This is a genomic window from Sphingomonas sanxanigenens DSM 19645 = NX02 (assembly GCF_000512205.2).
Lineage (GTDB): Bacteria > Pseudomonadota > Alphaproteobacteria > Sphingomonadales > Sphingomonadaceae > Sphingomonas_D > Sphingomonas_D sanxanigenens.
Window position 1 is genome coordinate 1,691,019 of sequence record NZ_CP006644.1, and the last position, 12,096, is coordinate 1,703,114.

Genomic DNA, 12,096 nt, shown 5'->3' on the forward strand with positions numbered 1-12,096 from the left:
TCGACATTGCGAATTCCGGGGGATCGAATGAAAAAGACGACGGGTCTGCTGTGCGGCGTTGCGCTGCTGTTCGTGCCGGGGGTGGCGCTGGCGCAGGCGAGCGGCGCGCCGCAACCGGCGGCCGACGCGCAGGCGAAGAAGGACGAGGAGGCCGATGGCGCCGAAACCATCCTGACGCTCGATCGCCTCGTGGTCTCGGCGGGCGCCGACAAGGTCGCGATCGATACCCCACAGGCGGTGACCGCGCTGGACCAGGAGGATATCGACCGGACCCAGGCAACGACGATCGGCGAACTGCTGGAGGGAATTCCCGGCGTCAGCGTGCAGGGCGGCGTCAGCGCGCTGGGTCAGGGGTTCAACATCCGCGGCCTCGGCACCGGCCTTGCCGATTCCGACAGCCGCATCCTGATGACGGTCGATGGCGTCACCAAATTCTTCGAGCAATACCGTATGGGCGCGTTCTTCAGCGAGCCCGAACTCTACAAGCGCGTCGAGGTCCTGCGCGGCCCAGCGTCGTCGACGCTATACGGCGCCGGTGTGCTCGCGGGCGTGGTCAACTTCACCACCAAGGATGCGTCGGATTTCCTGTCGGACGGCGATCGCATCGCGGTGCGGCTGAAGGGCAGCACCGAAACCAATGCCGAGGGCCATCTGTTGTCGGGCATCGTCGCGACCGAGCCGGTCGCGGGCGTCGAACTGCTCGGCAGCTATAATTATCGCCGTTCGGAAAATTATGAGGACGGCCATGGCGACGAGGTGAACCCGTCCAACGCGCTGTCTGACAGCTGGCTGGTCAAGGCGCGCGTCTCGATCGGCGGCAACCGCAAGCATGCGATCTGGGCATCGTATCAGGACTGGATCAGCGACAGCGCACAGATCTACGATCAGGCCGGGGCGCTCGCGGTGCTGCCGGTGCGCCGCCGCGTCCACGACAAGACGGGCGTGCTCGGCTACGTCAATGATTTCGGCGGCAGCAAGCTCTTCAACGTCGAGGCGCAGGTCTCCTATGCAGACTCGGTCATCCACCAGACCGAGACCGCGTTCCTCGGTGCGCTCGACTATTCCGAATTCTCCTATGAGACCAAGCAGGCGCGGTTGCAGAACACGTCCAACCTCGAACTGGGCGGCGACTGGAACCTCGTCTTCATCCTCGGCGGCCAGTGGAGCGAGCAGAAGCGCCGCAACCCTCGCAAGAGCGCGACCACCGGCGTGATCGCGCCGGGTGCCGCGACCCACCCCGAAGGCGACATGACGAAGTACGGCCTCTACGCGCAGGCCGAACTGATGTGGTCGGACAAGCTGACGATCATCCCCGGCGCGCGCATCGACTGGACCGACATGAAACCGGGCAACGCGATCGTGAACGGGGTGGAGACGGTGATCCCCGGCGCGCGCGCGGTGCACAACAATGGTGTCTCGCCCAAGCTGGCGGCGATCTACGCGCTGACCGACTGGGTTTCGGTGTTCGGCTCGATCGCGCACACCGTGCGCATGCCCGTGCTCGACGAGCTTTACAGCCGCACCAGCGCCACCGCGGCCAATGTGGCGCTCGATCTGAAACCCGAGAAGTCGGACAATTACGAGCTTGGCTTCACCCTGTCGTTCGACGGCATCGCCTCTCCCCGCGATCGCTTCCGGCTGAAGACCACCGCCTTCCGCAACAATGTGAAGGATCTCATCACCCGCGGCACCGCGACCTCGCCCTATTTCATCAATGTCGGCGAATCGCGTTTCGAGGGCATCGAGGTGGAGGCCGAATATGGCCTGCGCGGCTTCTTCGCGCGCGGCAGCCTGGCGATCATCGACGGCAAGGATCGGCTGAACGACCTTTATCTGAACACGATCCCCGCCAACCAGTATAATCTGACGCTGGGTTATGCCGATCCGGTCAGCGGGCTTTCGGGCGGCTGGCGTGGCGAGTTTGCCGAGAAGCAGGACAAGGTGACGACCGCCGCGCTCGCCACGCCGGGCTATTCGGTCCACGACCTGTTCTTCGCGTTCAAGCCGCAGCGCGGCGCCGCCAGAGGCTTCGAGTTCCGCATCGGCGCGGAGAACCTGTTCGACAAGTATTTCGAACGGCACCTCTCGTCGCTGCCGGCGCAAGGGCGCACCTTCCGTTTCACCGTCGCCGCCGGCTTCTGACGACCCGCACGATGCAACCCGCTTCCCGCACGGTCGCGGCGGCGCTCTCGCTGGCGATGACGGCGGCGACCTTCGCCGGCCTGATCACCATCGGGCTCGCCTCGACCGTGCGGAAGCCGCATCGCGAGCGTGCGCTGACCGTTCTCGATCTCGCGGCTCTCAAGGGCAGCGAGACGGCGGATGCGGATGCGCCCGCCGAGGCGATGCCGCAGCCTCCCGTCGAAGCGACCCCGCCGGTCGAGCCGCCGCCGCCGCCGCCGCCGCCGGTACCGACCCAGGCACCGCTGCCGATCGTGCCGATGCCGGCGCGCGCGGTGCCGGTTGTGGTCGCGCTGCCGCCGCCTGTCGCCGCAGCGCCTTCCCCCGCACGTGCACAGGCGCCGGCTGCGCCTGCCGCTCCCGCACCTGCGGTTCGACGGCGCGATGCGGCGGCATCGCAGCGCGAGGGGGTGCGCGACGGGATGGATGTCGACGCGCCACCGGGAAACAGCCGGGCCTATGCCGCCCGCGTGCGATCCTGGCTGCTCGCGCACCAGGTCTATCCGCGTTACGCGCGGATGCGGCGGCTGGAGGGCAGCGTCGGCGTGCGCTTCGTGCTCGATCGCAGCGGCAGGCTGATCGAAGGCGCGCTGACCGGCACGTCGGGGCAGGCAACGCTCGATACCGAAGGGGCGGCGATGCTGCGCCGTGCTTCACCCTATCCGGCGGCGCCAGCCGAAGTGCCGGGGGAACGCATCACCTTCAACGTCGCGATCGATTTCCGCCTTCGCGATTGAAACCCGGGCCGGTCAGGTCCGGACGCCGGCGATCAGCACATCGACCAGCCGTCGTGCCTCCGCCTGCCAGCCATCGCTCGAGCTCATCTTGGCGACGCCGCCCAGCGCCCACAGCAAGGTCAGCGGATCCATGTCGACGCGCAGCTCGCCGCTCGCGGTACCGCGCTCGACAAGCCTTCCGGTTGCTTCCTTCACATGCGCGCTCGACGCGGCGAACAGATCGGATGCGCCGCCCGCGATCGAATTGAGCGCGTCCATCATGCCATATTTGGTCGACATGAAATCGACGAACAGCAGCAGCCATTCGCGCAGCGCCTCTACGGGCGGCAGCGTCTCGGCAAAGCGCGTGGCGGCGGCGACGATCTGATCGGTCTCGTTGCGATAGACGTCGGCGATCAGCGCGTCGCGGGTCGGGAAGTGGCGGTAGAGCGTGCCGATGCCGACGCCTGCGCCGCGCGCAATCTCTTCCAGGCTCGCCGCCGCGCCTTTTTCCGCAAAGGCCGCCTTGGCTGCTTCCAGAAGCTGCGCGCGGTTGCGCAATGCATCGGCTCGCGGCTTTCGGCTGCTCTGCACTTCGGTCTCGACGGCCACGACAATTCGCCCTTGCTAAACGGAGGGAACCTCCGTATATAAGCGGAGGCGTCCTCCTATTTATACCTTCCAGCTTCGGCAGACAAGTCGTCAGAGGCGGAAAGGGGCGGGCGATCGGGTAAGGAGATTGATGATGTCCATTGTGTTCGGAGCGACGTCGACGACTGATGACGTGCTCGCCGGTATCGATCTGTCGGGCAAGCGCGTGTTGGTGACGGGCGTTTCCGCCGGCCTCGGCGTCGAGACCGCGCGTGCGCTGGCGGCGCATGGCGCTGCGGTGGTCGGGGCGGCGCGTGATCTGGCGAAGGCCGGGCGGGCGACTGCGGTGGTGCGTGAAGATGCCGCCCGCGGCGGCAGCCTCGAACTGATCGAACTCGACCTCGCCTCGCTTGCCAGCGTGCGCGCGGCGGCGGATGCGCTGGTGGCGGATGGCCGCCCGTTCGACGTGGTGATCGCCAATGCCGGCGTGATGGCGGCGCCGTTCGGCCACACCGCCGACGGTTTCGAGACGCAGTTCGGCACAAATCACCTTGGTCACTTCGTCTTCGTCAACCGCATCGCCGGGCTGATCGCGCCGGGCGGCCGGCTGGTGAATGTCGCTTCGTCGGGCCATCGCTATGCCGATGTCGACCTTGACGATCCCGGCTTCGAGCGGACGGAATATGATCCCTGGATGGCCTATGGCCGGTCGAAGACCGCCAACATCCTGTTCGCCGTCGAGTTCGATCGCCGCCACCGCGACCGCGGCGTCCGCGCCACTGCGCTGCATCCCGGCGGCATCCACACCGAGCTCGGCCGTCATGTCAGCGATGACCGGTTCGAGGTCATGATCGCGCAGATCAACGCCGAACTCGCGGCAGAGGGCAAGCCGCCCTTCGACTGGAAAACGGTGCCGCAGGGCGCTGCCACCTCGGTCTGGGCGGGCTTCGTCGCGTCGGCGGACGAGGTCGGCGGCAAATATTGCGAAAATTGCCATGTGTCGGCGGTGACCGACGGGCTGATCAACCCGGTGGCGGAAGGGGTGCGCTCCTACGCGCTCGATCCGGCCAATGCCCGGGCCTTGTGGGAAAAGAGCGAGGCGATGGTCGGCGAGCGCTTCTGAGCGCACCGGCCACCCCGCAATCGGAGGAACGGATGATGACGAGAACCTGGCTGATCACGGGTATCGGCAGCGGCTTCGGCCGCATCATGGCCGAGCGCCTCCTCGGCCGTGGCGATCGCGTTGCCGGCACGGTGCGCGATCGTGCGGCGGTGGCCGATCTGGCCGCGGCTTATGGCAGCCGGCTGTGGCTGGATGTGCTGGACGTTGCGGAAACCGATGCGATCGCCGGCACCGTCGATCGCGCCTGGGCGGCGCTGGGCCGCATCGACGTGGTCGTCAGCAATGCCGGCTACGGGCTGATGGGCGCCGCCGAGGAAGTGAGCGACGCGATGATCCGGCACCAGATCGATACCAACCTGCTGGGATCGATCATGCTGATCCGCGCGGCGCTGCCCCATCTGCGCGCGCAGGGCGGCGGCCGCATCCTGCAGCTTTCGAGCATGGCGGGGCAGGCGGCGTTCGCCGGCGGTGCGCTCTACCATGCGACCAAATGGGGCATCGAAGGCTTTGTCGAGGCGGTAGCGCAGGAGGTCGGCGTGTTCGGCATCGGCTGCACGATCGTGCAGCCGGGCGGCGCGCGCACCGACTTCAGCCGCCGCAGCGCGCAGGTGGCGCCGATGTCGGCGGCCTATGATGCCTCGCCGTCGCGCATGGTCAACCATCTGATCGCCGACACCGCCCATCCGCCTGCCGGCGATCCGGTGAAGATGGTGGAGGCGATGATCGCCAGCGTCGAGCAGGAACCGGCCCCGCTGCGGCTGGCGCTGGGCAGCGACGCCTATCGCGTGATGCGCGCACGCTACGCCGAACGGCTGATCTGCCTCGAAGCGCAGCGCGATGTTGCGCTTGGGACAGATGCGGAAGAGCGCGCGGAGGGTGACGCGGCGTGGTTCGAGCGCCACCGTAAGGTGGCGCCGGCACCGGCGCTGCAGCGCGCGTGAAGGGAGGCTTTTTTCCCCTCCCCTTCAGGGGAGGGGTTGGGGTGGGGGCGAGCGGAGCGAGCTTCCGGCAACACCGGAAAACAGCGCCGCCAGGGGCATTGAGCCCCTGCCGCGCTACCCCACCCCTGGCCCCTCTCCCCTGAAGAGGAGGGGATAATTCAGCCCCCTCAAATCGCCTTGTCCAACCGCGGAAGCGGCAGGCGCAGCATGAAGATCGATCCGCTTTCGGCACCGGGTTCGTACACGATGTCTCCACCCATCGCGGTCACCAGCGCGCGGGCGATGTAGAGCCCCAGCCCCGATCCCCGCTCACCATGCAGCGGCTGGCGCGAGCCGCGTTTGAACTTGCCGAACAGGTCCTCGCGCTCTTCGGGCGGGACGCCGGTGCCCTGGTCGATCACGGCGATCTGCGCGCGGCCGTTCGCACGGCGGCAGCGCAACGTCACCGCGGCGCCCTCGGGCGAGAAGCGGATCGCGTTCGAGACGAGATTGTCGATCGCGCGCTCCATCGCATAGGGTTCGAACGCGGCGAGCAGCGGGGAGAAGGGCTGGTCGATCTCGATCGTCACTCCCGCGGCGGCGGCAAGCGCCGCGTTGCGGTGGCGCGCGGCGATCGCCACCGTCCGGATGTCGTCGATCGCCAGGTCAAGCTCGGCCATCGTCTCCAGTTCGTGCGCCTCGAGGATGCGCGCGATCAGTGCCAGCATCGCGGTGACGCTGCCGCTGCCCTCGTCGAGCACGCGGCGGTAGAAGGCGGCGTCGGCACCGCTGCGGTCCGCGGCGAGCTGCAGCAGGTTGCGCAGCCCGAACAGCGGGCTGCGCAGGTCGTGCGCGGCGACCGCCATCAACTCGTTGAGTTCGTGGATGTGCGTGGCCAGATCGGCATTGGCCAGTTCCAGCGCAGCGTTCTGGTCGGCGATGATCTCCCGCTGATGGCGATCGCGCTGGCGCAATTGGTAGAGCGCGACCCGGACGATGATCGCCATCGTGCACGCCAGCACGGTGTTGAAGATCGCCATGACCCGGTGGAGCACCGTGTGTTCGAACGAGATCGCGGCGAGCAGCGAATGGATCAGGCAGGTTCCCAGGATGATCGCCGCGAACGGCCGCGGCGGCATCATGAAGATCGCCGCGAACGCCAGCACCACCATCGAATAGCCGTAAGGCATCGCGCCGGTCCTGGAGATCAGATAGCCGGCACTGATCGACAGCAGCATCGCCGAGATGATGAACGCAGTGGGCAATGTGGCGCTGGTGTCCGCGGCGCGCGGCTGCCGCTGCGCGATGCGAGCGGCGATGATGAAGCCGATCATCACCAAAGCGGCCACTGCCGACAGGATTTTCAGCGCATCGCTGGGGCGGAGGAAGGCGAACACGAACTCGAAGGCGGCGTCGATCAGGCCGAGGATGCCGACGATCTCCACCCGCGTATAATCGATGCGGATCGCGGCCTCGTCTTCCACGCTCCGCGTCGAACGGATCAGTTCGCGCAGCCCGGCCACCGCCCGCCGCGCCGTCGCCCGGGGGCTGATCACCCCGCGCCCCCGGACTGGACGAATTCGCGCGCCGCCTCTTCCAGCGCCCGCGCGCGATCGAGACCGAGCTTGATCTTGATCCGGTCGCGATAGGTGCCCACCGTCTTCACCGAAAGGCTGAGGTCGTTGGCGATCTCCTGCGAGGAAAGGCCGATGCCGATCATCCGCAGCACCTGCACCTCGCGATCGGAAAGCTCCTCATAGCGCGAACGGCCGAGCGCGACGCCGCGCGCGAAGTCGGCGACCAGCATCTGCTGCACGGCGGCGCTGACGAACAGGTCGCCGGCGACGACCGCGGTGACCGCATCGGCGACGATCGAGAGATGCTCCCCCTTGGCGACATAGCCGCGTGCGCCGGCGCGCAGCACCCGGCGCGCGAAATGACGTTCGTCCTGACTGGAATAGACGATGATCCGCGCCATCGGATGCAACCGGACGAGCTCCGCGATCATCTCGATGCCGTCGCGGCCGCCGAGCACGAGATCGAGGATGATGACGTCGGGCCTGAGCGCTTCCGCCGCTCGATAGGCGCCCTGCACGTCGCGCGCCTCGCCAACGACCTCCATCTCGTCATGCGCGTCGAACTGGAGGTGCAGGCCGAACAGCACGACCGGATGGTCGTCGACGATGAGGATGCGGACGCGCTCGGCTGCCATGGAAAGATCGATGATGCCCCAGTTGCCGCCAGCAAGGAATGGCGAACATGCGGCGCTGCCATCTACAGCATAGGGCGTTCACCATGTGTAGGTTTCGTCCCTACGGTCCTGTAGGAACGCGGTGCTTACAGGCGCGTGCCGCAACCGGATTAAGCCTTGGCTGCGATCCGCGATCCGGTGGCCGGGGGGCGCCGGAAAGCGACGGCAGAGGATGCCGGGATCGGGTGCGCACGCCGCCGCTGGATCGGCACGGGCCGACTTCGCCGGCGTGCGCACGATTTCCTTCGAAGCCAAATGTCGGGCGCGTTGCGGACAGCCGGTCGCGCGCCAGCGCATCGTCGCGGCCGTTTCGGGCCGGCTCGCGGCTGCGGCGACGAGCGGAAGGCCGGCGCCGTCCAGGTCGGTCGCGCGGTCGGGGGGGGCGCGGCAGATCGGCTTTGCCTGTTGCGCAGCGGGCAACACCCGTCGCCCGATGATCAATACCGCCCCGGCAGCGCGCCTCGCTATGCGGCCCGCGACCGACCAGGGGGAATCATATGCGACACAAGCTGCTGACCGGAATGAGCGCCATTGCCTGTGCCACGGGCTATGCCCATGCGCAGGTGCCGGAAGAGAGAGGCGCGGACGCGATCATCGTCACCGGAACGCGCAGCGCATGCCGGGCCGCGCTCGACTCATCGGCGCCGATCGACGTGATCGATGCCAAGGCGCTCGCCGACACCGGCTATCCCGATCTCGGCCGCGCGCTCAACTTCCTCCAGCCCTCGATCAACTTCGCCCGTGCCGCCACCACCGCCTCGGCCGCCAACACCCGGCCGGTCACGCTGCGCGGCCTCTCGCCGGACCAGACGCTGGTGCTGGTCAACGGCAAGCGCCGCCACGCTAACGCCGTGCTCAACGTCAACAACAGCATCGGCCGCGGCTCGGCGGCGGTCGATCTCGACACCATCCCCGAAAGCGCGATCGAGCGGATCGAGATCCTGCGCGATGGCGCGGCGGCCCAATATGGCTCGGATGCGATCGCTGGCGTGGTCAATATCATCCTCAAGTCCAACGGCAGCGGCGGCAGCGGCGAACTGATGGCCGGCATCACCGAGGAGGGCGATGGCGAGAACGGCCTTGCGAGCATCAGCGGCGGGCTGGCGCTGGGCGCGGGCGGGCATCTGACGATCAGCGCCTCCGCGCGCCACCAGCAGGCGACCAACCGCGCCTATGTCGACCAGCGCTTCGGCCGGGTGACCTACCGGATCGGCGATCCCAAGGCGACCGTCGCCAGCCTTGCGCTCGATGGCGCGCTGCCGCTGGGCGACGCCGAACTCTATGCTTTCGGCACGCTGACCCGGAAAATCTCCAACAATGCCGCGGGTTTTCGCGTGCCCGGCTTCTCGCCGGTGCATCCGCAGGGCTTCCTGCCGATCATCGAGCCGCGCATCTGGGATGTCGGCGCCACCGTCGGCCTGCGCGGCGAATTCGGCGCGGTGAAGGCGGATCTCAGCCAGGGCTTCGGCTCGAACAAGGCCGATTTCCGGGTGTCCGACACCGCCAATGCGTCGCTGGGGGCTGACAGCCCGACGCGGTTCGACGCGGGCAGCGTGACCTACCGCCAATATGTCAGCGACCTCACCGTCTCGATGCCGCTCGATGGGGTGCTCGCCGGCGGCAATATCGCGGCGGGCGGCCAATATCGCCACGAGACCTACGCGATCGGCAATGGCGAGCCTCTCGCCTATTTCGGCCTCGGTGCCGATGGCTTCGCCGGTTTCAATCCGCGCAACCCGACCGACGCGAAGCGCGATGCCTATGCCGCGTTCCTCGATGTCGAACTGCGCCCGATCGAACCACTGCTGCTCGGCGCCGCGGTGCGCTATGACGATTATGACGATTTCGGCGGCCGCACGACGTGGCGGGCCACTGCGCGCCTCGACATCATCGAAGGTGCTGCGCTGCGCGGTACCGTCGGCACCGGCTTCAAGGCGCCCTCGCTCCAGCAGCAATATTTCAGCGCCGTGCAGGGCGCGACCAGCGCCGGCCGGCTGGTGACGGTGGGCACATTGCCGGTCTCCGACGCCGTCGCGCGGGCGCTGGGTGCCAGCGACCTCAAGGCCGAACGCGCGCGCAACCTGACCGCGGGCGTGGTGTTCGGCCCGTTCGACGGCTTCTCCTTCACTGCGGACTATTTCCGTATCCGCATCCGTGATCGCATCGCGCTCAGCGAGCAACTGGGCGGGGCGGCAGTCGTTTCGATCCTGCAGGCGGCGGGGATCACCAATTTCCAGCAGGTGCGCTTTTTCACCAACGCGGTCGATACGACGACGCGCGGCGTGGAGGCGGTGGCGCGCTGGCAGGGCCAGGTGGGCGCGGAAACGCGGCTGTCCTTCGCGGCCGGCTATGGCTGGTTCGACAACCGGCTGGATCGGCTGCGCGCCAACCCGGTGCTGCCGGCGCTGCCGCTGCTCAACACCAAGTCGATCCTGTTCCTCACCGAGGCGCAGCCGCGCAGCAAATTCACCTTTCAGGGCACGGTCGACCATGGTCCGTTCGATGCGCAGCTCAGCCTCACCGCCTTCGGCACCTATACCTCGGCACCCCTCGTCGCGACGCAGACCTTCGACGGCAAGGAGTCGGTCGATCTCGCGCTCGGCTATGACGTGTTGCCCGGCGCACGGCTGGGGATGGGCGTTCAGAACCTGTTCGATGCGCGGCCCGACGGCATCATCGATCAGGGTACCGCGATCGCCGCGACCGGCGGCAGCTTCCCGACCGGCGAGGAAACCCCGCTCGGCCTCAACGGGCGGAGTTGGTACGCGCGGCTGTCGGTGCGCTTCTGATGCTCTCGCGCCGGAACGTGCTGGCGGGTGCCGCGGCGCTGGCGGCGAGCCGCTTCGCCGCGGCTGGCCAGGTGGTGGCGGCACCGCCGCGGCCGCGGCTGACCGAGGATCCGTTCGCGCTCGGCGTCGCCTCGGGCGAGCCCGCACGCGATGGCTTCGTGATCTGGACGCGCATTGCCGGCTTGCAGCAGGACGCGATCGTCGCCTGGGAAGTGGCGGCGGACGAGCGCTTCCGACGGATCGTGCGGACGGGGCGGGCGGCCGCACCCGTCGCGCGCGGCGGCGCGGTGCATGTCCGCGTGCGCGGGCTCGCGCCGGGGCGGCGCTGGTTCTACCGCTTCCACCTCGCCGGCGCGGTCAGCCGCATCGGGCGCGTTTCGACCATTGCTGATCGGCCCGACAGGCTGCGGCTGGCGCTCACCTCCTGCCAGCATTGGGAACAGGGCTGGTTCACCGGCTATCGGGACATGATCGCCGCCGATGTCGCCGCGGTGCTGCAGATGGGCGACTATATCTACGAGAAGTCGTTCGGGGCGGGAACTGACGTCCGCTCCTTCGGTGCGCCCGATCCGGTGACGCTGGAGGACTATCGTGCGCGTCACGCACTCTATCGAAGCGACCGCGACCTTGCGGACGCGCATGCCGCGCTGCCCTTCATCGTCGCGTTCGACGATCATGAGGTGGAGAATGACTATGCCGGCGTCCATGGCGCCATCACCGCCGATTCCGGCGCTTTCATGAAGCGACGCGCAGCGGCCTATCAGGCCTATTTCGAACATATGCCGCTCGATCCCGCGGCGCTGGCAGCGGATGGCGGTATCCAGCTCTACCGCCGCTTCCGCTGGGGCGATCTGGCGAGCGTGCATGTGCTCGATACCCGCCAGCACCGCAGCGCCCATGCCTGCGCGACGGCAGAGGAGCGGGGCGGCCGCGTCCTCGGCAACTGCGCCGCGCTCGACGATCCGGCGCGGACGATGCTCGGCCATGCGCAAGAGGCATGGCTCGATGACGGGTTTCGCCGCGAACAGGCGCGCTGGACCTTGATCGCGCAACAGACCCTGTTTGCGCCGCTCGCGCTGCCGCAGGGGCCCGGCGCGCGTTATTCCGATATCTGGGATGGCTATGGCGCAGCGCGTGGACGGCTGCTCGATGCGCTCGCGCGGCCGTCGGTGGAGAACGCGCTGATGCTCGGCGGCGATGTCCACAGCTTCTGGCTCAACGACGTCGCCCGCATCCCGGGCGGGACGCCCGTCGCCACCGAGATCGTGACGAGTTGCCTCGCCTCGCGCAACGGGCCGGAAGCGCTGTTTGCGCCGGCAAAGGCGTTGAACCCGCATGTGCGGCTGCTCGACAATCATCATGCCGGCTATGTGCTGCTGGACGTGACGCTGTCGCGGACGGAGATCGATCTGCGGGCGGTGGAGAGTCTGGCGGATCCGGACAGCGCCACGCGGTCGCTGGCCCGGCGCACGGTGGCGGCGGGGAAGGCGGGCGTGGCCTGATTCCCCTCGCGCGAGCGGGAGGG

The 12,096-nt window shown here is 68.1% G+C and carries 9 protein-coding genes; 6 read left to right on the forward strand and 3 right to left on the reverse strand.

The genetic code is table 11. The annotated features are described in order from the left end of the window. Positions 1-27 precede the first annotated feature (27 nt). Entirely contained in the window at positions 28-2,142 is a 2,115-nt protein-coding gene (locus NX02_RS07785) for a TonB-dependent receptor domain-containing protein (protein ID WP_025291628.1), read from the forward strand. Between the two features lie 11 nt (positions 2,143-2,153). After that, complete coding sequence (locus NX02_RS07790) at positions 2,154-2,918, forward strand: energy transducer TonB (protein ID WP_025291629.1); 765 nt, start codon at positions 2,154-2,156, stop codon at positions 2,916-2,918. Positions 2,919-2,930: 12 nt separating this feature from the next. On the opposite strand, the gene NX02_RS07795 is transcribed toward NX02_RS07790, so the two are convergent. Continuing rightward, the gene (locus tag NX02_RS07795) at positions 2,931-3,509 is read right to left on the reverse strand and encodes a TetR/AcrR family transcriptional regulator (RefSeq protein ID WP_025291630.1); all 579 of its coding nucleotides are present in this window, start codon (positions 3,507-3,509) and stop codon (positions 2,931-2,933) included. A 133-nt stretch (positions 3,510-3,642) separates the two neighbouring features. Between NX02_RS07795 and NX02_RS07800 the strand changes: the two genes are divergently transcribed. Together NX02_RS07800 and NX02_RS07805 are read left to right on the forward strand one after the other, a co-directional pair. After that, positions 3,643-4,611 (forward strand): SDR family NAD(P)-dependent oxidoreductase, encoded by a 969-nt coding sequence (locus NX02_RS07800; RefSeq protein ID WP_025291631.1) that lies wholly within the window; start codon positions 3,643-3,645, stop codon positions 4,609-4,611. Between the two features lie 32 nt (positions 4,612-4,643). Beyond that, positions 4,644-5,552 carry an SDR family oxidoreductase gene (locus tag NX02_RS07805; protein ID WP_211258302.1) on the forward strand — a complete coding sequence of 303 codons (909 nt, stop codon included), beginning with the start codon at positions 4,644-4,646 and terminating at the stop codon, positions 5,550-5,552. 167 nt (positions 5,553-5,719) lie between these two features. On the opposite strand, the gene NX02_RS07810 is transcribed toward NX02_RS07805, so the two are convergent. Further along, positions 5,720-7,087 (reverse strand): sensor histidine kinase, encoded by a 1,368-nt coding sequence (locus NX02_RS07810; protein WP_158013955.1) that lies wholly within the window; start codon positions 7,085-7,087, stop codon positions 5,720-5,722. Continuing rightward, positions 7,084-7,743 (reverse strand): response regulator, encoded by a 660-nt coding sequence (locus NX02_RS07815; protein WP_025291634.1) that lies wholly within the window; start codon positions 7,741-7,743, stop codon positions 7,084-7,086. The genes NX02_RS07810 and NX02_RS07815 overlap by 4 nt, the downstream gene beginning before the upstream one ends. Before the next feature lie 536 nt (positions 7,744-8,279). On the opposite strand from NX02_RS07815, the gene NX02_RS07820 reads away from it, so the two are divergent. Together NX02_RS07820 and NX02_RS07825 are read left to right on the forward strand one after the other, a co-directional pair. Continuing rightward, a complete protein-coding gene (locus NX02_RS07820) occupies positions 8,280-10,571 on the forward strand; it encodes a TonB-dependent receptor plug domain-containing protein (RefSeq protein ID WP_025291635.1) in 2,292 nt (763 codons plus the stop codon). Then, positions 10,571-12,073 (forward strand): alkaline phosphatase D family protein, encoded by a 1,503-nt coding sequence (locus NX02_RS07825; RefSeq protein ID WP_025291636.1) that lies wholly within the window; start codon positions 10,571-10,573, stop codon positions 12,071-12,073. The genes NX02_RS07820 and NX02_RS07825 overlap by 1 nt, the downstream gene beginning before the upstream one ends. Positions 12,074-12,096: the final 23 nt, after the last annotated feature.